This window comes from Sinomonas sp. T428B, assembly GCF_056780155.1.
The window spans coordinates 3,447,606-3,471,461 of record NZ_JBRAZR010000001.1; the positions used below are offsets into that span (position 1 = coordinate 3,447,606).

Below are 23,856 nucleotides of genomic sequence, written 5' to 3' on the forward strand. Positions count from 1 at the left end.
AGGGGAAGGCGGTCCCCTGCCGCCCTGAGAAATTCTCGACTCCCTTCGCCGGTACTAGCCGGAGCAGGTTCGAGGGTCTGCGGTAGCCCGCACTCTCAGCGTCCTGCGCCCCCGCCCCGGCCGGCGGCCGGTTGGAGGGCGACGCTCCCCTGTCGTTGTGCAGACGATTCTACCGCCGCCGCGCCGCTGCTTCCCGCCGTGTGACCGGCCTCCGCGGGCGGCCCCGCGCTAGGCTGGCGGGCATGAGCATCCTCATGAAGCTCTTCGGCACGGCCATCAGCATCGGCGCGGGCATCGCCGCGACGAAGCTCATGGACTTCGCCTGGGAGAAGAGCACCGGAAGCAAGCCGCCCAAGGACGCGACGAACCTCGAGGAGAGCCTGCGCGACACGCTCGTGTTCGCGATCGTCTCCGCGGGCGTCGGCGCCGTGATCCAGACCCTCGCCCAGCGGATCACCCAGCGCGCGATCGCCCGGTACCGGAGCACGCCCGAGATCGTCTGACCGGGCCGGGACGGGATCGCGCCGGGGCGCCCGCGCCTCAACGAGCGGGACCGGCGAAATTCTCCCGTGTTGATCCTTATGACAGCACTGGTCACGCAATTCTGTAGAGCTCGTCACATCTCGGGTCCATGCGCGTGACAACCTTCGTAGCGTGGGAGCGTCCACTCCCACGAGAGAAGGAGTCGTCATGCCGCAGCGCCCAGATCCCCTCCCCGTCCCGGACCACATCCACGGGCCGCCGGGCCGTCCTAACGCCTCCCGCCCCAAGCCCTTCCGCCTGAGCACGCTCGGCGCGGACCTGCCCGCGTCCCTCGTCGTCTTCCTCGTCGCGCTCCCGCTCTCCCTCGGGATCGCTGCGGCCTCCGGCGCCCCCGTCATGGCCGGGCTCATCGCCGCCGCGGTCGGCGGGATCGTCGCCGGGAGCCTCGGCGGGTCGATGCTCCAGGTGAGCGGGCCAGCGGCGGGCCTCACCGTCGTCGTCGCGAGCCTCATCGAGCAGTTCGGCTGGCAGGTGACGTGCGCGATCACGGCCGCGGCCGGCGTCGTCCAGCTCCTGCTGGGCCTCTCTCGCGTGGGCCGGGCGGCGCTGGCCGTGTCCCCGGTGGTGGTCAAGGCAATGCTCGCCGGCATCGGCGTGACGATCGTGCTCCAGCAGCTCCACGTCCTGCTCGGCTCCAAGGCCGCCGGCTCCGCGATCGAGAACCTCGCCGCGCTACCGGCCGCGATCACCAACGTCGAGATGCACGCCGCGATGCTCGGCCTCGCCGTCGTGGCGATCCTCCTCGGCTGGAAGCATGTGCCCCGGGGCATCCGCCGCGTCCCCGGCCCGCTCGCCGCCGTCGTCGCCGGGACGGGGCTGTCCGTGGCCTTCGCGCCCGGCGTCGAGCGCATCTCGTTCAGCGGCTCGCTCTTCGACGCCGTCGCCCTGCCGCAGCTGCCCGACGGCACGTGGGGCGCCGCCGCCCTCGCCGTCGTCACGGTCGCGCTCATCGCGAGCATCGAGTCGCTGCTCTCCGCGGTGGCCGTGGACAAGATGCACCGCGGCGCACGCACGGACCTCAACCGCGAGCTCGTGGGCCAGGGGTCCGCGAACCTCGTCTCCGGCCTGATCGGCGGGCTCCCGGTCACGGGCGTGATCGTCCGCAGCGCGACCAACGTCGAGGCCGGCGCCAAGACCCGCGCCTCCGCGGTCCTGCACGGGGTCTGGGTCCTCGTCTTCTCGGTGCTCTTCGCCGGGCTCGTCCAGCTCATCCCGCTGTCCGTGCTCGCGGGGCTCCTCGTCGTGATCGGCGCGAAGCTCATCAACGCCGCGGACATCGCGACGAGCCGCCGCACCGGGGACCTCCCGGTGTACGCCGTGACGCTCGTGGCCGTCGTCGCGCTCAACCTCCTCGAGGGCGTTCTGATCGGCCTCGCGCTCGCCGCGGCGTCCGTGCTGTGGCGCGTGCTCCGGGCCCCGATCCACGCGCACGAGCCGTCCGCCCCGTCCGCCCCGTGGCGCGTGACCATCGCCGGCTCGTGCAGCTTCTTCGCCCTCCCGCGGCTCAGCCGCGCCCTCGGCTCCGTGCCCGAGGGGGCGGACGCCGTCGTCGAGCTCAACGCCGTCTACCTCGACCACGCCTTCCGCGAGTCCCTGCTCGCGTGGCGGGACCAGCAGGCCGCCACGGGCGGCGCCGTGGTCATCGAGGAGCACGGCACGACCGCCTTCCGGGACGCCGAGCACCGCGCGCCGCGCTGGCAGGAGCCGCGCGAGTTCCCGCTGCCGCCGCGGGCGTCGCGGATGTCGTCGCAGACGGCAGGGCTGGCGGACGACGGCGCGGCGTCGCCGGACGCGGGCAGGTCACCCGACGCTCTCGCGGACGACGGCGGGCGGCCGCCGCTGCGGTCGATCCTCCTGGGCATCGACAAGTACCACCGCCGCCATGCCGACAAGGTCCGCCCCCTCGTGCAGGACCTGACCGACGGCCAGAGCCCGGACACCCTGTTCGTGGCCTGCGTCGACTCGCGCGTCAACCCGAACCTCATCACGAGCAGCGGCCCGGGCGACCTCCTGACGCTGCGCAACATCGGCAACGTGGTGTGCGGGGATGCCTCGGGTGACGCGTCCATAAACTCTGCGCTCTCCTTCGCCGTGCAGGGCCTCGCCGTCGACACGGTCGTCGTGTGCGGGCACTCCAACTGCGGCGCCATGAAGGCCGTGCTCGCCGAGGCCGAGGGCGCCGGGAACGGCGCGCTCGGCCCCGCCTTCGACGCGTGGCTCGGCCACGCGCGGCCGAGCCTGCGCGAGCTGGCCGCGGGCCACCCGGTGGCGCTCGCCGCGGAGGCGGAGGGCTTCGGCCGGCTCGACCAGCTCGCGATGGTCAACGTCGCGGTCCAGCTGCGCAAGCTCGAGGGCCATCCCGTCACGGGGCCAGCACTGGCCGAGGGGCGGCTTCAGTCGATCGGCATCTTCTACGACATCCCGACCGCGCGCGTCGTGCTCGTGACGCCCGAGGGCATCGAGCGCCTCGACGCCGCCATGGCCGCGGCCAGCTGACGCGAGAAGCCTCGGAACGCGATGGCCGGTTCCCCGCGTTGGGGAGCCGGCCATCCCCGTCCCGTGGTCGGCATGCGCCATGCACCAGGGGCGCGACGATCACCATCATCTCGGCCGTCATACAGCTTGAGCACGACCAGCTTCCGAGCGGGCCAGGGCCGGCATGACCACGTCCGCGGCCGACGGAGGCCGAGCCAGACACCGCCGAGCTGGGCGACGTACGCGCGTTTCAGTTCTTGCAGTTGGCGTACCTTCTCCGGGCACTTTTTCGGGCGGGTATACGCGAATCCGCAGGTCAGAGCGGGACACGAGTCAGCGGCTCAACGGACCCACCGCTCGGTGTCCGGTCAACGGCCGGCTTACGGCATGAAGAAAAGACTCAGCGGCTGGTCGGCGCCGACTCCAAGCTCCGCTAAGGCACGCTCCACCATGATGGGCAAACTCGCCCAAGGCATCCGCCACCGGTCTTGGCCCCGTTCCGAAAGGATCGCCCTAACTTCGACCTCACAAGTGCGAGACGAGGAACGGCCACACAATTTGAACGACAGCACCCCCCATCATGATGGCCGTGAAAATTGCTTCTCCAGCTCCCAGCCCCCGCATTGTTCCGGTGTCGACCAACCAACCAACTCCGGCGCTCTCTAGCCCCCGGCCCCGCACGTTCTCGGCCCTAATCTCGGCAGTCCGCTCATAGTTCCGCCAGGTTAATACACCCACAACGAAGACACAGGAAAGAAGGACTAATAGTGGAACGACCATCACCATGTTGACCACGGACCTGGGAAGTTGCAGGCCAAGGGAAATCAGGAGCCAACATACCAACGCGACAAAGCTCCAACGCTCGGTGACGCGCAGGTTGCGCACGCGTTTAGGAAGACGCCGATGTTCAAACCGCATTCTTCGGAACCACCGCACGGAATCGTCCTTACATTGTCAGGTACCATCGTCCTTACATTGTCAGGTACCCGGACCTTATCCTTGCTTGCCTGCTGCCGCCAACGCTCAAAACCTGGCTCGTGGGCTCCCGGCCAAGGATCCTCCAGCAGGCGCCGCGCAGGTGCAGGCAAGCCGTCTTTATAGCTTGGCTTACCAAGCGGCCACATAACCTTCGCACCCTATGGAGGCCGTTCGACGAGGGCTGGAGCACTCGGCATTTCGTTCTGAAGGAGTCATCGTTAGATTGGCAGCATGGTGAGTGCTTCTGAAGGTCCGGCGGGGTCATCGAGATCACCCGCCATTACCCGCGGATTCCGCAACTTCGCCAACTACAGGCTCAGATGCCTACTATCCGCAGGCGGCCACCGCCTATGGAGAAGAACCCCAAGACCATGCTTAGATCCGAAGATCCCTTATGGCTCGCCACGATGCCCTCGTTCGCTACTAATCAGAAACATGGCCAAGAATACCAAGCCCAATGCTGCAAGAATAAAAAGGCTCCAGTTCGATGCGGTAACTGCGAAGTAGATTCCGGCGATCATGAGGAGGATCAGCGGTATCCCCCACACGAGGCTAAGTGCCCTGCCTCTTTCGCGGTATGTCCACACCTGTCCTTTCTTAGGGAACATCAGCACTCCAATCTAGAAAATGGCCTCTGCGACCTTCACCCCGTCAGCCTCTCCGCTGCCCCTCCACCGATTGGGGAGCCTCAGGGCGCTTTCTTGGTGAGACGGATGCCGGCTCTGGCATCCGTGGACGCCAAGCTGCCATCGGGAAGGGTCACACGTGCCGAGACGAGTCCGGCCATAAGGTGGATTTCCGAAGCGTGTGGACTCCCACAAGGGAACGTTGCGCTATCGGTCGTCCCGCTCCCCGAGCCTTCCTGGAACACGGTCAGCTGGGCCTGTTGTGCTCCGATGCATGCGCTTGTCACAACATAGTCTCCACTGTCCACGGCGTGATGGCCGACCTCAACTGCGCCGGAGGCGGCAAGTCGGCCCGAGCCCTCGAGCACTGTGCCTTTCGGTGTCGAACCCATGATCTGTTGGAGTTCGGCAACGGTCTGTGCGGAACCAGCAGACGCGCTGGGCTCGGCGCCGGACTGCTGCAAGTAGCCGCAAGAGCTCAAACAAACGATCAGAGCGACTGCCCCGGGGACAGCGGCAATGCGCCTCCGACCACCACGAGCAATCTCACGTCCTCCCGCGGCCGTCGATGGCCCCGACATCATCACGATGGTTCCCCCCTGCCCCTCGGCTGCCTCGAAAGCTAGTCGCAGCTCAGCCCAGGGAAAAGATTGCACATGCTTCGATTTCCAAGGTCCTCCAAGAAGAGATGCCCTCGTGGATCCTTAGCGGGCGCTTGCCCACCTAGCCCAGCCCCGCCATCTACAACCTCGCTGTTCACGATCGGGGGCGTCCGTTGAGGGATCCCGCACGGGACGCAGGCTCTGGGAGGCCATTGGCGTCCGGTAGACGTCCGGCTAACGGGCGGTTGAGTCGAGGACCTTGGGAGGGCCCATGAGTGGGCCATTGACTCGGAACGGTCCGACCTTCTCTGTCATCGAGTTGGGCGTCGGTGCCGTCGGACGCGTTTCAGGAGAGCCCAGAGGAAAGAAGTGGCTTCAGGATTTCCTTCATCGAAGTTTTGAAGTGGACTATTCTAATATGTTCATGATCTGGCGGTCTGGAGACGATCAAATAGCCGTCAGCAAAGAGGCTGACCGGAGTCGAAAAGAAGGTGCCACCTGACGCATGCCGTGTCTCGCTGAAGAATCCTCAACTGGGACCCGGTTCACTGGGACGACCGAGCGCATTAAGGCCATATGGGGTAGGACGCGATTCCTCCGGGATCGCCGCCCCCCGGGGCCGTCGGGTTGAGGATCTCAGTCAGGGCTGGTCCTGTGTTAACTCGTTCGCGGCCCCGCAATGGAAGGTCCCATCGTCTGTACCGGAGGTCGTTGGAAGCGCCACGATTACATCAGTCGTCGATACGGTTGCTCGCAGGAGAGTTCGAATGAGCGATTTGCGGAACCTCCCATACGCAGCAGAGCGATGGCTGCGACGAGTGAGCAACAGGCTCGGTCCACTCGATCGGGTGCGCGGGACGACATCGTTGAAGGACTCCGTTCGCACATCGGGGAGAGTCTGGCCGGTGGAGAGCCGGTCGACGCCGCGCTCGCCCGGCTTGGGGCGCCGAAGCTGCGCGCGGCAAGGATTCTCAACGAGCAGCAGGAGGCCACGGGACGAACGCCCACTGGCTACCGGGTGAACGCCAAACGAGTCGTTCAGTTCGCTGCCTTCGCTCTGATGGTCGGCGCTGTGCTCGCAATCATCTTCCTGCCGACATACGCCAGCATCACAGCAACCTCCAGCAGTTCCGACCGCGCGGGCCATGTCGTGGTCGCGCCGCAGACCGCGCTGGAAGTCAACGGCCACGCCATACTCGTTTTCCTGGCCGTTCCCCTCTTTGGGGCAGCGGCACCCCTGCTCGCGATCGGGAGGGGCTGGCAGCCGGTCTCCGTCGGTTCGGCCCTGCTTCTTATGGCGTGCACGATCATCACAGCTGTGACCACTGGTGTATTCATCCTTCCGGCCACAATCGCAGCGGCGACTGCCGCCTTCCTGCCGACCTCCTTTCGTCGCCCTCGCGGGCAGAGAACAGGCAACTGGATCGCAGCCACCTGACGCACTCAGCACACGCCATGTCCACGGCGCTCCGAACGGTGTGGACGCGTCCGGTGGACGGCCGTCTATCGGACGCCGTGGCCTCCAGATAAGGCAGACATTCGCTGACCTATCAGTCCGGTGTTATGTCGAACATCTTTTTGGCATCATGATCTGGTTCATTCAGTGGTCGGCCGCCCCGGTATTCGTAGGTGGAATCACCGCTGAGGAGGGCTACGTGGTGAACCTTTTCAGGTGCAGGCGGGTGCCGGCCATACCAGCAGTAGGTGTTCCTCCGTTGACTCCAAGGAAATGGTGTTGAATTCGGACGACCGGCCGCGCGCCATACAGCGGACCCTGTACCAGCCTGGGCCGGCTGTACTCAGTTCCGGCAGGGATGGAGTCTGGTCGAACCCATCCACAGCCAGCTGCCCTGTAGGGGAACGGACCGAGACGTCGACGGCCTCCTCCCAGCCGTCGAGGGCGAACTCTGGCTCGGAGTCCAGCAACGACACTCCGACGGTGATGAAACCGGTATCCGTGCCGGTCAGAATAACCGCCCCGGCATCCAGAGGGCACACGAGACCGCCGCAGTCCTTCAATTGCTGTGGGGAGGGAATCGCAGGAATGTTGTCCTCAACCAGATAGTACAGGCGATAGTGGACATCTACCCTGTCTGTGGTCACTGTCATCCTGGGACCCTCGGCTAGTTGATGAAGGCGACAAAGAACGGGTCGCCCTCCAGGATCCGCTGCTGCCGATACGTGTTGATCAGGATAGTGCCTCCAGAGGAATTGTGGTGCTCGTCTATCGCGCATCTACTGAAGCCAACGGGTCCTGTAGCCGGAGGATCCAGATATAAGCAGTTCGGGAATGATCGCGCCATACCCCGGATGCACCTCCCTCATGTGTGCTGGCGAAAGGGTACTCGTCACAGGACAACCCAGGAATTCCACCCAAACGCGCTATCCGCCGTCCCCCTTCGTCCCGTCAAAGGTCCTACCCAGCTCGATGCTGAGACTATCCGAGTGAGACACATTGCTGAGACAGGCAGGGCTGTCGAACTTCCTTGAATTTTCGAGGAAGTCCAGATGCGAGGAGCGGCCCAAGATTCCTCTTGGGGGAGTCCCGTTAAAGGATCCCTCAACGGACGTGAGATCAGCGGACGGTCTCCGGAGTGGATTGATCGGTGCCGACCACCTGCCGGGCTCCCACACAACCTTCGAGCGGCGGGCCGCCCGACCAGGGGTCGGTCAGGCCCCGTCCTCGCGGAGCATCGGCGAGCCGTCCCGCTCGCCGTCACTCCCGCCGTCGTCCGCGCCGTCCCGCTTGGCCGCATGCTCGCGCTCGAGGCGCGCGACGACGTCCTCGAGCTCGTCGACGGACAGCCGCGCATTCCTGAGGTGCTTCGTGCGGTAGCCCGCGCGGCCCACCATGTGCGCCGAGACGGGCACGGTGAGCAGCTGGAAGATCCACGCAACGAGCAGGAGCGGCGCGAGCGCCCAGCTGCGCAGCTGGAGCCCGACGGCGGTGAGCAGCAGGAGCGAGCCGAGCACCTGCGGCTTCGTGGCGGCGTGCATGCGCGTGATGAGGTCCGGGAAGCGCAGGAGCCCGACGGCGGCGCTGAGCGAGAGCGCGGAGCCGGCCACCATGAGGATGCCGGCTGCCCACGTCAGCACCAGATCGAGGAAACTGGGGTCCGCGCTCACCGGGGCCTCCTGTCCTGGACGAAGCGCGCCACCGTCACGGAGCCGACGAAGCCGATGAGCGTGATGCCCACGATGAGCGCGAGGTGGTCGGTGTGCCGGTTCGCCGCCATGTCCACCATGAGCGCGCCGGAGACGACGACGAGCAGCACATCCGAGGCGAGCACGCGGTCCAGGAGCGCGGGGCCCTTGACCATCCGGATGATCGCTCCGAGGGCCGCGAGCCCGAGCAGGATGCTGCACGCGACGAGCACCCATGGCATGACGAGCGCGTCGGCCCCGGTCATCGGCGTCCTGCCTTCCCTCGGTCTGCGGCCCCCGCCATGCGTTCCTCCTCGCGCAGGATCTCGAGCTCCTCGCGCGTGCCCATGATGCGGATGAGCTCGGCCTCGGCGGCGAGCACCTCGCGCCGCCGCCGCTCGGCGCCCGCGGCGTCGTCGACGTCGATGTAGTGCACGTAGAGCGTCGCGTTCGCCCGGTCCACGTCCACGACGAGCGAGCCGGGCACAAGCGAGATGACGTGCCCGGTCGCGGTGACCATGAGGTCCGCGTGGCTGCGCAGCGGCACGGCGATGACGGCGCTGCGCACCGCGGGCCCCTTGGTGAGGGCGAGCCACAGGAGCTGGAGGCTCGCGGCGACCACCTGGCCGACGAACACGACGGCGTAGCGCGCGGCGTGCAGGACGTTGAACCGTCCGCTGAGCTCGACCGGCGGGAGGTAGAACAGGCGCGTCACGACGAGCGCGACGAGCGCCCCGAAGACGAGGTTCCCCGGCGAGAAGTCCTGCCACAGGGCGCCCCAGAGGATCACGAGCCACGCGAGCAGCGGCAGCTCGGTGCGGAGCGAGATGCGGGGCCGGCTCACGGGCGGTCCCCCCTCTGCAGCGCGAAGTTCGCCGCCGCTGTCTCGGCGGCCTCGGACCCGAGGACCGAGTAGATGTAGTCGGAACGGTCCAGCATCGACTCCGCTGACTGCTCGCTGAGCTGGAACAGCGGCCCCGCGAACACCGTCAGGGCCAGGCCGAGGACCACGAGCCCGGCGGTCGCGCCGACCATCGTGTGCGGCAGGGCCGTCGCGGCGGCGGGGGCCAGGAGCGCGGGGTCCGGGTTCTCGGCGTCCTCGGGGCGGCGCCAGAACACGCGGTTCCAGACCCGCGCCATGGCCAGGAGGGTCAGGAGGCTCACGACGACGCCCGTCACCACGAGCGTGATCGCCAGCGGGGTGCCGAGCTGCACGCCGGCCTGGAGCAGGCCGAGCTTGCCGAGGAACCCGGACAGCGGCGGGATGCCCGAGAGGTTCATGGCGGGGATGAAGTACAGGAGCGCGAGGAGCGGGGAGAGCTTCGCGAGCCCCGCGAGCCTGTCCTGCGATGCCGAGCCGCCGCGGCGCTCGATGAGCCCCGTGACGAGGAACAGCGACGTCTGCACGGTGATGTGGTGCGCGACGTAGTACACGGCCGCGGCGAGGCCCAGGACGGAGCTCATCGCGAGCCCGAACACCATGTAGCCGATGTGGCTCACGAGCGTGAAGGACAGGAGCCTCTTGATGTCCGTCTGCGCGAGCGCGCCGAGGATGCCCACGACCATGGTCGCGAGCGCGATGACCATGAGCGGGACGTTGAGCGAGTCCCCGGGGAACAGGAGCGTCTCGGTCCGCACGATCGCGTACACGCCGACCTTCGTGAGCAGGCCCGCGAACACGGCCGTGACCGGGGCGGGCGCCGTCGGGTAGGAGTCGGGCAGCCAGAAGGAGAGCGGGAACACGGCGGCCTTGATCCCGAAGCCCACGAGCAGCATCGCGTGCAGGAGCACCTGCATGTCGGGCCCGAGCTGGCCGAGCTTGACCGCGAGGTCCGCCATGTTCACGGTGCCCGTCGCGGCGTAGACCATCCCGATCGCGATGAGGAACAGGAGCGAGGACACGACGCTCACGACGACGTAGGTCACCCCCGCGCGGATCCGCGGCCCCGTGCCGCCCAGGGTCATGAGGACGTAGCTCGCCGTCAGGAGGATCTCGAAGCCCACGTAGAGGTTGAACAGGTCCCCCGCGAGGAACGCGTTCGAGACGCCGGCGACGAGGATCATGTAGCTCGGGTGGAACACCGAGATGGGCCCGTCCTTCGCGCCGTCCGCGAGGCCCTGGCCGGTCGCGTAGACGAGGACCGAGAGGCTGATGGCCGTCGAGACGACGAGCATGAGCGAGGAGAACTGGTCCACGACGAGCGTGATCCCCCACGGCGGCGCCCAGGCCCCGAGCGTCACGGCGTACGTCCCGCCGTTGGAGCCGTCCCAGACGGAGCCCAGCAGGAGGCACTCGAGGGCCAGGGTCAGCGAGAGCACCGAGATCGTCACGATCCGCTGCCCGCGCTCGTGCCGCAGGAGCATGAACGCGAGGGCCGCGCCGAGGATCGGGAGGACGACGGCGAGCGGGGCGAGGCTTGCGATGTTCACCTGGGCGTCGCCTCCTCTTCCCTGCCTTCTGTCTCGGGCGCGTGAGTGTCCTCGGCGTGCCGCGGGCGGTCGCCGCCCTCGGGGCCGAGGCGCGGGTCCGGCGACGCGAGCGCCTCGAGGTCCGCGGCGACGGCCTCGTCCGGGTTCATGAACTCGCTCAGGTCCGTCGGGACGTCGGCGTCGTCCTCGGCGTCCCAGCTCGGGGTCGCGGCGACGCGGCGGTCCTCGATGTCGTCGGCGACGACGTCGGCGCGGCCGAGCTGCCACGTGCGGTAGATCATGGCGAGCATGAACGCCGTGACGGCGAAGGAAATGACGATCGAGGTCAGGATGAGCGCCTGCGGGAGCGGGTCGCTGTACGCGGCCGGGTCGATGCCGGAGTCGTAGAACGGGGCAATGCCCGCGCCGCCGCCCGTGGCGAGGACGAGGAGGTTCGCGCCGTTGGTCAGGAGCATGAGCCCCAGCAGCACGCGCGTGAGGCTGCGCTCGAGCACGAGGTAGATCCCGCACGCGAAGAGCAGCCCGGAGACCAGCAGGAGGGTCAGGTTCGCGGTCATCGGACGGCCCCCTCGCGCGCCGGCGAGGTCCGCGCGCCGTCGGGCGAGACGCCGTCGGGCGCGCCCTCCGGGCGGCCCGTGCGGGGCCCCGCGGGCCTCTCGCCGGTCGCGACGGCCTCGGCCTCCTCGACATGCTCGTCGATCCGCGCGCCGAGGCTGCGCAGCACGTCGGCGACGAGGCCGACGACGACGAGGTACACGCCCGCGTCGAAGATCGTCGAGGTCACGAACTTCACGTCCCCGAACACGGGCAGCCACAGCTCGATGATCGCGCTCTGGAAGACCTGCCCGCCCACGGCGAGCGGGACCGCGCCGGAGAGCGCCGCCGTCGCGAGCCCGATCCCGAGCAGGATGCCCGGGCTCACGGGGGCCGCCTCGTTGAGCTCGAACCGCCCGCCCGCGAGGTAGCGCACCGCGAGAGCCAGGCCCGCGAGGAGCCCGCCCGCGAACCCGCCGCCCGGCAGATTGTGCCCCGCGAACAGGAGGTATACGGAGACGACGACCATGCTGTGGAAGATGAGCCGGGTCACGACCTCGAAGATGATCGAGCGCCGCTCGGGTGCGAGGGTGCGCCCGGCGACGAGCCACGCGTCTCGCTCGAGGGTCGCGAACGTGCGCGCGACGGCGAGCTCCGCGGCCCCGCGGGTGAGCTGCTCGGCGCGGGCGCGGCCGACGCTGCCGGTCTCGACCGTCTCGGTCGCGCCGAGCCGGCGGCCCCGGTCGCGGATGAAGATGAGGCTCGCGATGCCCGTGGCGGCGAGCGCGAGCACGGAGATCTCCCCGAACGTGTCCCACGCGCGGATGTCCACGAGCGTCACGTTGACCACGTTCATGCCCCCGCCGCCCGAGTACGCGAGCTCGGGAAAGCGCAGCGCGATCGGCTCCGCCGCGCGGGCGCCCATCGCGTAGAGGCCAACGAACACCAGCGCCGTGCCGAACAGGAGGGCGACGGCGACGCGCACCACGCGGTACTTCCCGCCCATGCGGTCGCGCAGCTGGGGCGGGAGGCTGCGCATGCCCAGGACGAACGCGACGAGCACGATGGTCTCCACGAGCATCTGCGTCAGCGCGAGGTCCGGGGCGCCCTGGAGCGCGAAGATGAGCGAGATCCCGTACCCGGTCACGGCGACCATGAGCACGGCGAGGAAGCGCTTGTTGGCCCGGACAGCGGCGAGCGCCCCGAGCGCGATGCCGATCCCGATGACGAGCTGCAGCGGCGAGCCCGGGTCCACGAGGTCCACTGCCTCCGGCAGGGGCATGCGCAGGGCCAGCATCGTGACCGCGGGGACGAGGGCCGCGACGGCGAGGATCACCGCGAGGTAGAAGAACAGCGAGCCGCGCTGCGTGCGGCCGGTCACCCAGATGGCAACGTCGTCGACGGCGCCCACGATCGAGCGGTAGACGCGCTCCGAGTCGACCGGGCCGCCGAGCCGCTGCTGCGCCCGCCCCACGGCCTCGCGCGCCGCGAAGAGCGCCGCGCCCGCGGCCCAGCCCGCCGCCGAGAGCCCGAGCGGCAGCCCGATCCCGTGCCACACGGCGAGGTGTGAGGCTGAGCTTGCGGCAGCACCGGCGTCGTCCGCCAAGGCGGCCACCCCGGCGGCGTAAGGTGCCGCGAGCGCGTCCACGGGCGCCGGCCACAGGCCGAAGGCGAGGCCGAGCAGCGCGAGCGCGGCGGGCGGTGCCACGAAGAGCGGCGTGATCGGGGTGAACGGGGTGTCCTCGACGCCGGGCTTGCGCGCGAACGCACCCCACAGGAACCGGGCGCTGTACGCGACCGTCAGCGCAGAGCCGAGCGCCATCGCGGCGAGCACGACGGCGGCCCACCCTGCGGCGGACGGCGCGGCGGCGGCGTCGGGCCCGCCCGGGGCGAGGCGCGCGAACGCCTCGAAGACGGCCTCCTTCGCGACGAAGCCGCCGAAGAGCGGGACCCCGGCCATCGATGCGGCGGCCAGCGCGGCCGTGACGCCGAGCGCGCGGGACTGGCGGAAGACCCCGGAGAGCCTGCGGACGTCGCGTGTGCCGGTCTGGTGGTCGATCACGCCGACCACGAGGAACAGCGCGGCCTTGAACAGCGCGTGCGCGACGACCATGGCCAGGCCCGCGAGCGCGGCCGCTGGGGTGCCGAGGCCCACGACGGCGACGAGGAATCCGAGCTGGCTCACGGTGCCGAAGGCGAGGACGAGCTTGATGTCCGTCTGGCGCAGGGCGCGGTAGCCGCCGAGCAGCATGGTCGCGAGGCCCGCCCCGAGCACGACGGGGTGCCAGAACGCGGTCCCGGACAGGGCGGGGGCCAGGAGCGCGACGAGGTAGACGCCGGCCTTGACCATGGCCGCGGCGTGCAGGTAGGCGGAGACCGGGGTGGGCGCGGCCATCGCCGCGGGGAGCCAGAAGTGGAACGGGATGAGCGCGGACTTGCTCAGCGCGCCCACGAGCGTCAGGAGGGCACCGGCCGCGATCGGGGCCGCGGTGGCGGGGGCCTCGGCGAGGGCAGGGACGCGCTCGAGGAGCTCCGAGATGCTGTAGGTCCCCGCGGACTCGCCCAGGAGGATGAGGCCCACGAGCAGCGCGAGGCCGCCCGCCGTCGTCACCACGAGGGCCTGCAGCGCCGAGCGGCGGGCCGAGAGGCGCGTGCGCGCGAAGCCGATGAGGAGGTACGAGAGGACTGTCGTGAGCTCCCAGAAGACGAACAGGATGATGAGGTCGTCCGCCGTGACGAGGCCGAACATGGCCCCGGCGAACGCGAGCATCTGCCCGCCGAACCCGCCGATGTCCGCCTCGCCGCTCTTGAAGTAGCGCGCGCAGTAGACCAGCACGAGAGCGCCAATGCCCAGGATGAGCAAGGACATGGTCCACGAGAGCGGGTCGAGGCGGAACGCGAGGCCGACGCCGAGCTGCGGGATGAAGGGAACCGCTTCCGAGAGGCCGCCGCCGTAGGCCGCCTGATGCTGGCCGAGCAGCCACACGAGGGAGAGAGCGGGGACCGCGGCGAGGCCCAGGAACGCCGTCCGGCCCCACTTCGCGAAGAGCCAAGGCGCACCAGCCGCCACTGCGAAGTGCAGGGCGAGGACTGGGATCACGGGTCGGCTCCGCTCATCATGGTTGAGTTGTCAAGGCGTTGGGTGTGGCGGCACATCAGTTGGATTCGGTCGAGCCAGTCTATCAGCGGCTAGAGTGCGTCCTATGCAGCCATCGGCCCAGCAGCCCGGCCCCCACAACGCCGTCCCCGCGCCGGATTCCGGGGAGTCCCCCGACCTTCCCGGGCCGTCCGAGCTCAGGCAGCGCACGGCCCCCGTGCGACGCTCCCAGGTGCTCGCGTGGGCCTCGTGGGACTGGGGGTCGGCGGCGTTCAACGCCATCATGACCACGTTCGTCTTCACCGTGTACCTCACATCCTCGGCGTTCGGCGGCGAGGACCGCGCCTCGGCCGTGCTCGGCGCAGCGCTCGCGATCGGGGGCCTCGCGATCGCCGTCCTCGCACCCGTCACGGGCCAGCGCTCCGACGCGGGCGGGCGGCGGAAGCTGTGGCTCGGCGTCAACACGGCCGTCGTGGCCGCGCTGACCGGGGCGTGCTTCTTCGTCTCGCCGCGGCCCGAGCTGCTCGTGCTCGGGGCGGCGCTCATCGCTGCCGGGCACGTCTTCAGCGAGTTCGCGGGCGTGAACTACAACGCGATGCTCGAGCAGATCGCGACGCCGAAGACCATCGGCAAGGTCTCCGGGTTCGGCTGGGCCGCGGGGTACCTCGGCGGGATCGTCGCGCTCATGCTCGTGCTCGTGCTCTTCGTCCAGCCCGTGGTCGACTGGTTCGGGGCCTCGACCGAGGAGAGCCTCAACATCCGGCTCGTGGCCGTGTTCTCGATGCTGTGGATCGTCGTGTTCTCCGTGCCCGTCCTGTTCGCCGTGCCCGAGGTGCCGTGGCGCCCGGCGGCGCGGCTCGGCTTCGCCGCCTCGTACGGGCTGCTGTGGCGGCGCATCAAGGCCATCTGGGCCACGAGCCCACACACGATCTACTTCCTGCTCGCCTCGGCCGTGTTCCGCGACGGGCTGGCCGCCGTGTTCACCTTCGGCGGGGTCATCGCGGCCGGGACCTTCGGGTTCCCGCTGAGCCAGGTCATCTTCTTCGCGATCTTCGGCAACGTGGTCGCGGCCGGCGGGGCGGTCCTGGGCGGCGTGCTCGACGACCGGATCGGGCCCAAGCGGGTCATCGTCGGCTCGCTCGTGGGGCTCCTGATCGCCTCGGGGGCGATCCTCGCGCTCGGCAACGGCACGTATTCCGTGGGCGGCATGCAGTGGACGGGCTCCCACACGTTCTGGGTGTTCGGGCTCTTCCTCACGCTGTTCGTCGGGCCCGCGCAGGCCTCGGCGCGCGCGTACCTCGCGCGCCTCGCGCCGGACGGCGAGGCCGGCGAGCTGTTCGGCCTCTACGCGACGACCGGCCGGGCCGTGAGCTTCCTCGCCCCGTCCCTGTTCAGCCTGAGCATCGCGATCGCTGCCCCGCTCGTCGCTCAGGGCGAGGCGCAGCGTTGGGGCATCGTCGGCATCATGGCCGTGCTCCTCGCGGGCCTGCTCGTGCTGCTCCCGGTCAAGCCCCCGGCGGAGGTGCGCACCGCCGTCGTCCCCGCCGCCTAAGCCCAGACCTGCCGAGCCCTCACTTCACGCCGAGATGGGGGCCTATGACGCCGAAATGGGGGGGGTTAGGACGCCCGGTGCGCTGTCGGTGCCCAGGACTAGAGTTGAGCCATGGATGTTGACGAGACCGAACTCCCCGGGTTCGGGGTTCGCAAAGACTTCATGACCCAGTCCGGCCGGCGGATCGGGGTCGTATGCCACCGGGACGGCGAGACCGAGCTCTTCGTCTCCGACTGGGACGATCCGGACACGTGCGCCGCCTCGATCCCGCTCACCGCCGAGGAGGCGGCCGCACTCGGCAACCTCCTGGGCGGCCAGCGCATCGTCAGGCAGCTCACGGAGGAGCACCGCGAGGTCCCGGGCATCTCGACGCGACAGTTCCACGTCGCCACCGACTCCCCCTATTGCAATCAGCCCATGGGCAAGGCAGCCATTCGCACGAGGACCAAGGTCTCGATCGTCGCGATCATGCGCGAGGGCGAGGTCAACGCCTCGCCGGGGCCCGACGTCGTGCTCCGGGACGGCGACGTCATCGTCGCCGTCGGCACCCACGAGGGACTCGAGGCGGCCGCCCAGATCCTGCGCAACGGCTGAGCGGCGATGGACCCGCTCGCGCTGGCGCTCCTCGAGCTGGGGGCCGTCCTCTTCGCCCTCGGCCTCTTGGCGCGCCTCGCGGGCAAGATCGGAATGTCCCCCATCCCGCTGTACCTCATGGGCGGGCTCGTCTTCGGCGCGGGCGGCATCTTCGACCTGGCGGGGGTGCGCGAGTTCGGCCACCTCGCGGGCGAGATCGGGGTCATCCTGCTCCTGCTCATGCTCGGCCTGGAATATACGGCGCAGGAGCTCGTCACGGGACTTCGCCGCTCGTGGCAGTCCGGCGTCATGGACTTCGTCCTGAACTTCACCCCCGGCGCGGCCCTGGCCTACCTGCTCGGCTGGCGGGGCGTCGGCGCGCTCGTCATGGGCGGCATCACCTACATCTCGTCCTCGGGCATCGTCGCGAAGGTCATCACCGACTTGGGCCGGCTCGGCAACCGCGAGACCCCCACGATCCTCGCGATCCTCGTCTTCGAGGACCTCGCCATGGCCGTCTACCTCCCCATCCTCACGACGGTCCTCGCGGGCGTGAGCTTCCTCGGCGGGCTCCAGGCCCTCGGCATCGCGCTGCTCGTGGTCACGGTCGTGCTCCTGCTTGCGCTGCGGCATGGGCACCACGTGTCCAAGGCCGTGCACAGCGAGAACTCCGAGGTCTTCCTCCTCAACGTCCTCGGCCTCGCCCTGCTCGTGGCGGGCCTCGCCTCCGCGATGCAGGTTTCCGCGGCCGTCGGGGCGTTCATGCTCGGCATCGCCATCTCGGGCACGACGGCGCACAACGCCACCCGCGTCCTCGAGCCGCTGCGCGACCTCTTCGCGGCGATCTTCTTCGTCTCGTTCGGCCTCAACACCGACCCGGCGACGATCCCGCCGGTCCTCGGCTGGGCGCTTGTGCTCGCGCTCGTCACGGCCGGGACCAAGGTCGCGACGGGCTGGTGGGCAGCGGCACGGGCGGGCATCGGCGTCCCCGGCCGGGCCCGCGCCGGCGGGGCGCTCATCGCCCGCGGCGAGTTCTCGATCGTCATCGCCGGCCTCGCCGTGGCTGCCGGGGCGGTCGACGGCGAGCTCGCCGCCTTCGCAACCGCCTACGTGCTCATCATGGCGGTGCTCGGCCCGCTCGCCGCGCGCTTCATCGAGCCGGTCATCAGGGCCCTGCGCGGCCCCCGCGGCCCGCAGCCGTCGCGCACCCGCGTGCCGTTCTGACGCGCGCACGACGCCGGGCGCCTCGCCGTCCCCGTTCGGCCGCCCGCCCGGCGCGAGCGCGAGTCGGCAGCCCGCGGGAAGCCGTCCGCCGTCGTCCTTGACCGCCCTTGCACTTAAACAACGCGGCAACCGTGCGGAAACAGCCGCCGGATTGGATGGGTGCATGAGCACCTTCACGCACACCCCCCCGCCGTCCGAGCTGGCCTGCGAAGTGTGCGGCCGGTACCCCGAGCCGCCGAAGTTCAGGCTCACCCTCGCCAACGTCGCCGCGATGCTGCCCGTCGAGCTCGCGGTGCACGCCGCCGTCGTCGGCACGGACTGGCCGCTCGTGGTCAAGGTCGCCCTGCTCGCGGTGACCGCGACGGCGCTCGTGATCTGGGTCGCCGAGCCCGGCGCGCGCCGCCTCTTCCGCTCGTGGCTGCACGCCCCGGCCCTGCGGCGGCGGCGCGAGCTCGACGTCGCGCCCGCCCTGTGGCGTGCCCGCGCAACCCTCCCGGACACGCCCGGCGCCCTCGAGCACCTCACCCACGCGCTCACGCGCCTCGAGGTCAACATCCTCGGCATCCACGCGCAGCCGGTGCGCAGCGGCGTCGTCGACGAGCTCGTGCTCTCGGCCCCCGGCGGCCTCACCGAGCAGGACCTCCTCGACGCGATCGAGGACGGCGGCGGCGTGGCGGGCCGCGTGTGGCCGACGACGCCGCTCGCCCTCGCCGACGGGCCCACCCGGGCGCTCTCGCTGGCCGCGCGGGTCGCGGCCTCGCCGGCCGAGCTGCCCTACGCGGCGGCCGAGCTCCTCGGCGCGCACCGGGTGCCCGAGGACAAGGCGCTGCCCGTCGAGTGGCATGCCGCCGGGAGTGTGCTCAAGGTGCCGACGCCGTGGGACGCGCCGCTCGTGCTGATCCGACCCGGCGTACCGTTCACCCCGGCCGAGTCCGCGCGGGCCGGCCGGCTCGCGGAACTCGCCGAGGTGGTCGAGCGGCAGCGGGCCGGGCGGGCCTGACCCCCTCCGAGCTGCGGCCGGGCGGCGCCTTTGGGGGGCGCCGCCCGGCCGCGTCCTTGCTCTAGTGGAGCGAGACCCCTAGCGCAATTGTCGACTTGAGGTCGGTCCCGGGCCCTCTGACCGACCTGTACTCGACAATCGCGAGGGGGCCTGGGGGGCGGGGGCGCCCCGACTTCTCCTCCACAGGGGCCCTCCTGCACCCCGCTTCTGTGGGCAAGCCCTGATCCGGCCCCAGGACGCCCACGAATCCTTCAGGATGCTTGCATGACGGCCCGCAGCCCGCTCCCGCCTGAACTCTCTGGGAGGTCCTTCTCGGTCGCCGAGGCGCGCGATCTCGGAGTCAGCCCCCGCAGGCTCAGGGCATCCGACCTCGAGGCACCCACCCGCGGCGTGAGGGTGCCGTGGAACGCCGAGCCCAGCCCGGCCGACGTCGTCCGCCCGCTGCTGGAGGTTGTCGACGGCGGCGTGGCGAGCTTTACGACGGCGGCCCGCATCTGGCAGTTGCCCCTCCCCGCGTGGCTCGAGGAGGACTTCGCGATCCACATCACCCGTGCGCCGGGAACGTCCCGCACCGAGCGGCCCGGCGTCATGTGCCATCGGATGCGTCTGGCCGCGGGCGACGTCGTGCCGTACCACGGGCTGGCGGTCACGTCCCCTCTGCGGACCTGGCTCGACCTCGCCGGGCTCCTGCCGCGTGACGAGCTCGTCGCCATCGGGGACTACCTCGTGTGCTCACATCCACCGGACTTCCCCATGCCCAAGGAGTCCCTGTTCACGCTAGATCAGATGGACGCATTCCTGACGGCCCATCGGCGCGTCCGCGGCCTGCCGGCCGCACGGCTCGCGCTCGCCCTCGTCAGGGTCGGCGCCGACTCGGTTCCTGAGACGAAACTCCGCCTCGCCCTCATTGATGCTGGCTATCCGGAGCCAACCCTCAACTACGTGATCCGCAATAGCGAGGGACAGCCGCTCGCGTGGCCGGATCAGGCCTTCGTCGAGCATCGAGTCGGTGTTCAATACGACGGCGAGCACCATCGGTCCGCGAAGCAGCAGGCCATGGACAACTGGCGCAACCGGGCCGTCGCCGACGAGGACTGGGACCAGGTCATCGTCTCGGCTGCTGACGTCAAGCAACGCGGCTGGGACGGCGTTGCCCGGCTGGTAGGCCAACGCCTCGAGAGGGCCGCCGCCCGCCGTGCGGCCTGAGCTTGCCGGCAATTGTCGAGTTGAGGACGGTCCCAAGCTCCCGCACCGACCTCAACTCGACAATTGCGGAGGGCGTGGGGCGGAGGGGATGACCCGAGGCCGAAGGGGTCCCGGCTTCAGATGCTCGTGCGGTGGAAGTTCAGGTAGCTGCGCGACGCCGTCGGGCCGCGCTGGCCCTGGTACCGGTTGCCGTACTGGCCCGAGCCGTACGCGTGCTCCGCCGCGGAGGAGAGCCGGAAGAAGCACAGCTGGCCGATCTTCATGCCCGGCCACAGCTTGATCGGCAGCGTCGCGACGTTCGAGAGCTCGAGCGTGACGTGCCCCGAGAACCCGGGGTCGATGAATCCGGCGGTCGAGTGCGTGAGCAGCCCCAGGCGCCCGAGCGAGGACTTGCCCTCGAGGCGCGCCGCGATGTCGTCCGGGAGGGTCACGGTCTCGAACGTCGAGCCGAGCACGAACTCCCCGGGGTGCAGGATGAACGGCTCCTCGCCCTCGACCTCGACGAGCCGCGTGAGCTCCGGCTGCTCCTCGGAGGGGTCGATGTGCGCGTACTTGTGGTTGTCGAAGAGCCGGAAGAACCTGTCGATCCGCACGTCCACGCTCGACGGCTGCACCATGGCCGGCTCGTACGGCGCGAGCTGGATGCGCTCGGAGTCGATCTCGGCACGGATGTCGCGGTCTGAAAGCAGCACGCATCCAAGAGTACAGGCGGGCCCCGGGCGGGCGCGGCCCTGGGTCTACGCCAGCAGGCGCACGACGGCGGGGGGCTGGGTCCCGCCGTCGTCCCGGCGGTTAACCGGCGGGGGGCTCGGCCTCGAGGACCTCCTTGAGCCGGTCGAGGTCCCGGACCTCGTCCTGCATCGTCCGGTGGATGAGCCCGCCGAGAAGCTTCATGACTCCGGTGGGCTCGAAGGTGAGGCCGAGGCTCACCCGGGTGGCGCCGTCGTCCGCCGGGACGAGGAGGAACAGCCCCTCCGGCCGCGCCGGCCCAGCGACGACCCGGAAGCGGAGCGCCTCGCCGGGACGCGCCTCGGTGATCTCGTAGTCGCCGTCGATCTCGCGCCCGCCCGGCCCGGCCAGGCGCTGCGCATACACCGCGCCCACGTCCCCGGCCGGCCCGGAGGCGAGCGAGACGGAGCGGACGCTCCGGCGCCAGCGCGCGTTGTTGAGCCCGTCGGCGAGGAAGGCGTAGACCTCCCCCGGGGGCCTGCGCACGGTGACGGAGTGCTCTGCGGCGACCATGCGTGCACCGTAGGCCGCGGTGCCGGTCAGGGCAAGGCTCGCCGACGCCGGCCCCGCGGCCGGTGCCACAGCGCGGCGCCGAGGGCGAGCACGAGCGGCCACGCGAGGAATGCCCCCGCGCTCAGGGCCAGGCCCACGACGGCGGCGAGGCCGAGCCCCGCGACGGCCCGCTGGCCCCTCCCCGGCAGGAGCCGCAGGGCCGCGGCGAGGCCCGCGACGTACACCGCGACGATCGCCGCCGTGACGAGCCGGACGAGCACCTCGGTCGCATCCGGGCCCACCGCGAGGACGCCGAGCGCCCCGGCGCTCAAGGCCGTGACGGCCGCCAGCCCGTTCCGGCCCCGGCCGAACCACGCGGGCAGCGACCCGGCCTCGCCGAGGGACCGGGCCAGCTCCGCGGCGCCCGTCGCGTAGCTCGTGAGCACGCCGAGGGTGAGCACGACGGCGAGCCCCGCCGTGAGCGCGGGGGCCGCGGGCCCGACGGCGAACTCGAGCAGGGACGCGAGCGGCGCCTCGCCGCCGGCGCCCTCGCCGAGCGCGAGGACGGACACGGCCGCGAGCGCGAGGTACAGGACGCCGACGACGGCGAGGGCGGCCGCGGTCACGACGCCGAGGTCCCGCCGCGGGTCGCGGAACTGCCCGCCGAGGTAGCTCATGGCCTCCCAGCCGGCAAAGGCCCACACGATGAGCGCGAGCGACGACGCGACCGAGCCCCACCCGGACAGGCCGATGGGCTCGAGCCGGGAGGGGTCGGCGTGCGGCAGACCGGCCGCGACGGCGACGACGAGGACCACGAGGATCGTGCCAGCGAGGCCGAGCTGGAGCGCCGACGAGGTCCGCACGCCCGCCCACACGGACCCGAGCACGGCCGCCGTGATCGCGGCCGCGACGGCCACGGCCGCCCAGCGCGGGGCGCCCAGGGCGTGCGCGGCGTACTGGCCGGCGAAGAGCGCCGAGGCGGGGATGCCGAGCGGGATCGTGAACGCGAACCACCAGCCCGAGGCCGTGGCCCAGTAGTCGCCGAAGGCGCGGCGTACGTAGGTCGAGACGCCGCCCGCGTCTGGGAGCAGGCGCCCGAGCGAGGCGAACGTCCAGGCGATCGGCACGGAGGCGGCCACGAGGGCCGCCCACGCCACGAGGCTCGCGGGCCCGGCCGCGCGGTACGAGAGGGCCGGGAGGGCGATGACGCCCGTGCCGAGCACCGCACCGAGGTAGTAGGCCAGCCCGCGGACCCGCCCGAGGGTCCCTCCGCCCGCGGCCCCGCCGGCCGTGTCAAGTGCGGCGCCCGGTGCCCCCTGCGCTGCTCCCGTGTCGGCGGACAGGACCCTCGGACTCGTCTCGGCGCTCATGCCTCCACGCTAGGAACCCGGGCCGCGCGGAACGAGTGCGCCGCGTGCCGATCAGCGCTAGATTTGTGCCATGCAGGATTCAGCAGGCCCGGGCGCGCTCGCCCACCGCGTGGGACTCGTCCTCACGGACAACCTCCCGCTCTTCGAGCTCGCGATTCCGTGCGAGGTCTTCGGTATCGCCCGGCCGGACCTCCACGACCCGTGGTACGAGCTCACGATGGTGCGTGGCGAGCCCGGCGAGATCACGACGGCGGGTGGCCTCGCGCCGTCGTCCGCCGCGCCGCTCGAGGCGCTGCGGGAAATGGACACGATCGTTGTGCCCGCGTGCGAGCGCAGCCTCCAGGTGGACCGCGCTGCCCAGGAGCCGCTCCTGGACGAGCTGCGCGCGGCCGCGGCCCGCGGGGCGCGGATCGCGTCGCTGTGCTCGGGCGCGTACCTCCTGGCCCAGGCCGGGCTGCTCGACGGCCGCGACGCGACGACGCACTGGATGAACTGGGACGACTTCGAGGCATCCTTCCCCGCGGTCCGGCTGCGCCGCGACGTTCTCTTCACGGCCGAGGCCGGCGTGTTCACGAGCGCCGGCACGGCGGCCGGGGTCGAGCTGTGCCTGCACCTCGTGCGCGAGGACTTCGGCGACGACGTCGCGCGCAGCGTCGCGCGGCGCATGGTCGTCGCCGAGCGGCGGGGCGCGGCGCAGTCGGAGTACCTCGAGTCGGTGGGCCGGGCGCTCCCGCCGGATCCGGTGCGGCACGCCATGGACTGGGCCGAGCGCAACCTGCACGCGCCCATCGGCCCCGACGCGATGGCCCGCCGCGCGCGCATGAGCCGGCGCACGCTCTACCGGCGGTTCGAGGCGGTGGCCGGGACCTCGCCCACGCAGTGGCTCCTCGAGCGCCGGCTCGAGGCCGCGCGCCGCCTGCTCGAGACCACGTCGCTGCCGGTCGAGCGCATCGCCGAGCGCGCGGGCATCGGCAGCGCGGCGAACCTGCGCCAGCACTTCGCGCGAACGGTGGGCATGTCCCCGTCTGAGTACCGCAGCGCACGACGGCGCGCGCCCGCCTGAGGCGCCCGGCTCGCCGTCGCCGTCCCGTGGGCGCGGGCCGCGGCGACGCGCGCGTGAACCGGGAGGAATTGCGCGAACCACTCCCCCGGGTGTTGTAAGCTGGGTTGTGCCCTCAGGGGCAGCGCGGCTGTAGCTCAATGGTAGAGCGCACGCTTCCCAAGCCTGATACGCGGGTTCGATTCCCGTCAGCCGCTCCACGGAACCCCCGGTTCCCAGGA

General features: G+C 70.6%; 20 protein-coding genes, 1 tRNA gene and 1 riboswitch. Of the genes, 10 read left to right on the plus strand and 11 right to left on the minus strand.

Features of this window, described 5'->3' with window-relative positions; genetic code table 11:
- Positions 1 to 23 precede the first annotated feature (23 nt).
- A riboswitch (TPP riboswitch) is annotated at positions 24 to 161 on the minus strand.
- A gap of 81 nt (positions 162 to 242) precedes the next feature.
- The 3 genes from ACUYMY_RS15950 to ACUYMY_RS15960 all read left to right on the plus strand — a co-directional run bounded on the left by ACUYMY_RS15950 (position 243) and on the right by ACUYMY_RS15960 (position 6,662).
- Entirely contained in the window at positions 243 to 503 is a 261-nt protein-coding gene (locus ACUYMY_RS15950) for a DUF4235 domain-containing protein (RefSeq protein WP_481704503.1), read from the plus strand.
- A 187-nt stretch (positions 504 to 690) separates the two neighbouring features.
- Complete coding sequence (locus ACUYMY_RS15955) at positions 691 to 3,039, plus strand: SulP family inorganic anion transporter (RefSeq protein WP_481704504.1); 2,349 nt, start codon at positions 691 to 693, stop codon at positions 3,037 to 3,039.
- A 2,990-nt stretch (positions 3,040 to 6,029) separates the two neighbouring features.
- Positions 6,030 to 6,662 (plus strand): HAAS signaling domain-containing protein, encoded by a 633-nt coding sequence (locus ACUYMY_RS15960; RefSeq protein ID WP_481704505.1) that lies wholly within the window; start codon positions 6,030 to 6,032, stop codon positions 6,660 to 6,662.
- Between the two features lie 230 nt (positions 6,663 to 6,892).
- On the opposite strand, the gene ACUYMY_RS15965 is transcribed toward ACUYMY_RS15960, so the two are convergent.
- From ACUYMY_RS15965 to ACUYMY_RS16000, 8 genes are all read right to left on the minus strand, one after another.
- Positions 6,893 to 7,333: a hypothetical protein gene (locus tag ACUYMY_RS15965; RefSeq protein ID WP_481704506.1), complete on the minus strand. Its 441-nt coding sequence runs from the start codon at positions 7,331 to 7,333 to the stop codon at positions 6,893 to 6,895.
- A 115-nt stretch (positions 7,334 to 7,448) separates the two neighbouring features.
- Entirely contained in the window at positions 7,449 to 7,601 is a 153-nt protein-coding gene (locus ACUYMY_RS15970) for a NucA/NucB deoxyribonuclease domain-containing protein (RefSeq protein ID WP_481704507.1), read from the minus strand.
- A gap of 293 nt (positions 7,602 to 7,894) precedes the next feature.
- The gene (gene mnhG / locus ACUYMY_RS15975) at positions 7,895 to 8,350 is read right to left on the minus strand and encodes a monovalent cation/H(+) antiporter subunit G (protein WP_481704508.1); all 456 of its coding nucleotides are present in this window, start codon (positions 8,348 to 8,350) and stop codon (positions 7,895 to 7,897) included.
- Complete coding sequence (locus ACUYMY_RS15980) at positions 8,347 to 8,634, minus strand: MrpF/PhaF family protein (protein ID WP_481704509.1); 288 nt, start codon at positions 8,632 to 8,634, stop codon at positions 8,347 to 8,349. The genes mnhG and ACUYMY_RS15980 overlap by 4 nt, the downstream gene beginning before the upstream one ends.
- Complete coding sequence (locus ACUYMY_RS15985) at positions 8,631 to 9,212, minus strand: Na+/H+ antiporter subunit E (protein ID WP_481704510.1); 582 nt, start codon at positions 9,210 to 9,212, stop codon at positions 8,631 to 8,633. The genes ACUYMY_RS15980 and ACUYMY_RS15985 overlap by 4 nt, the downstream gene beginning before the upstream one ends.
- Entirely contained in the window at positions 9,209 to 10,798 is a 1,590-nt protein-coding gene (locus ACUYMY_RS15990; protein WP_481704511.1) for a Na+/H+ antiporter subunit D, read from the minus strand. The genes ACUYMY_RS15985 and ACUYMY_RS15990 overlap by 4 nt, the downstream gene beginning before the upstream one ends.
- A complete protein-coding gene (locus ACUYMY_RS15995) occupies positions 10,795 to 11,355 on the minus strand; it encodes a Na(+)/H(+) antiporter subunit C (protein ID WP_481704512.1) in 561 nt (186 codons plus the stop codon). Before ACUYMY_RS15995 ends, ACUYMY_RS15990 begins: the two co-directional genes overlap by 4 nt.
- Positions 11,352 to 14,432 carry a Na+/H+ antiporter subunit A gene (locus ACUYMY_RS16000; RefSeq protein WP_481704513.1) on the minus strand — a complete coding sequence of 1,027 codons (3,081 nt, stop codon included), beginning with the start codon at positions 14,430 to 14,432 and terminating at the stop codon, positions 11,352 to 11,354. The genes ACUYMY_RS15995 and ACUYMY_RS16000 overlap by 4 nt, the downstream gene beginning before the upstream one ends.
- Before the next feature lie 103 nt (positions 14,433 to 14,535).
- Between ACUYMY_RS16000 and ACUYMY_RS16005 the strand changes: the two genes are divergently transcribed.
- The 5 genes from ACUYMY_RS16005 (at position 14,536) to ACUYMY_RS16025 (ending at position 19,984) form a co-directional block, all read left to right on the plus strand.
- Positions 14,536 to 15,981 carry an MFS transporter gene (locus tag ACUYMY_RS16005; protein ID WP_481704514.1) on the plus strand — a complete coding sequence of 482 codons (1,446 nt, stop codon included), beginning with the start codon at positions 14,536 to 14,538 and terminating at the stop codon, positions 15,979 to 15,981.
- 111 nt (positions 15,982 to 16,092) lie between these two features.
- Positions 16,093 to 16,575, plus strand: coding sequence for a cation:proton antiporter regulatory subunit (locus ACUYMY_RS16010; RefSeq protein ID WP_481704515.1), 483 nt, complete (start codon positions 16,093 to 16,095; stop codon positions 16,573 to 16,575).
- Between the two features lie 6 nt (positions 16,576 to 16,581).
- The gene (locus ACUYMY_RS16015) at positions 16,582 to 17,778 is read left to right on the plus strand and encodes a cation:proton antiporter (RefSeq protein ID WP_481704516.1); all 1,197 of its coding nucleotides are present in this window, start codon (positions 16,582 to 16,584) and stop codon (positions 17,776 to 17,778) included.
- Between the two features lie 163 nt (positions 17,779 to 17,941).
- On the plus strand, positions 17,942 to 18,778 hold the full coding sequence (locus ACUYMY_RS16020) for an amino acid-binding protein (RefSeq protein WP_481704517.1): 837 nt from the start codon (positions 17,942 to 17,944) through the stop codon (positions 18,776 to 18,778).
- Between the two features lie 264 nt (positions 18,779 to 19,042).
- Positions 19,043 to 19,984 (plus strand): hypothetical protein, encoded by a 942-nt coding sequence (locus ACUYMY_RS16025; protein WP_481704518.1) that lies wholly within the window; start codon positions 19,043 to 19,045, stop codon positions 19,982 to 19,984.
- Between the two features lie 116 nt (positions 19,985 to 20,100).
- On the opposite strand, the gene dcd is transcribed toward ACUYMY_RS16025, so the two are convergent.
- The 3 genes from dcd to ACUYMY_RS16040 form a co-directional block, all read right to left on the minus strand.
- Positions 20,101 to 20,676 carry a dCTP deaminase gene (gene dcd, locus ACUYMY_RS16030; RefSeq protein WP_481704519.1) on the minus strand — a complete coding sequence of 192 codons (576 nt, stop codon included), beginning with the start codon at positions 20,674 to 20,676 and terminating at the stop codon, positions 20,101 to 20,103.
- Between the two features lie 100 nt (positions 20,677 to 20,776).
- Positions 20,777 to 21,226 carry an SRPBCC family protein gene (locus ACUYMY_RS16035; RefSeq protein WP_481704520.1) on the minus strand — a complete coding sequence of 150 codons (450 nt, stop codon included), beginning with the start codon at positions 21,224 to 21,226 and terminating at the stop codon, positions 20,777 to 20,779.
- Between the two features lie 26 nt (positions 21,227 to 21,252).
- Complete coding sequence (locus ACUYMY_RS16040; RefSeq protein ID WP_481704521.1) at positions 21,253 to 22,575, minus strand: APC family permease; 1,323 nt, start codon at positions 22,573 to 22,575, stop codon at positions 21,253 to 21,255.
- Positions 22,576 to 22,645: 70 nt separating this feature from the next.
- Here ACUYMY_RS16040 and ACUYMY_RS16045 point away from each other — a divergent pair, with 70 nt between their 5' ends.
- Both ACUYMY_RS16045 and ACUYMY_RS16050 read left to right on the plus strand, forming a co-directional pair.
- A complete protein-coding gene (locus ACUYMY_RS16045) occupies positions 22,646 to 23,638 on the plus strand; it encodes a GlxA family transcriptional regulator (protein ID WP_481704522.1) in 993 nt (330 codons plus the stop codon).
- A 123-nt stretch (positions 23,639 to 23,761) separates the two neighbouring features.
- Positions 23,762 to 23,835, plus strand: a tRNA-Gly gene (locus ACUYMY_RS16050).
- The last annotated feature ends 21 nt before the right edge of the window (positions 23,836 to 23,856 follow it).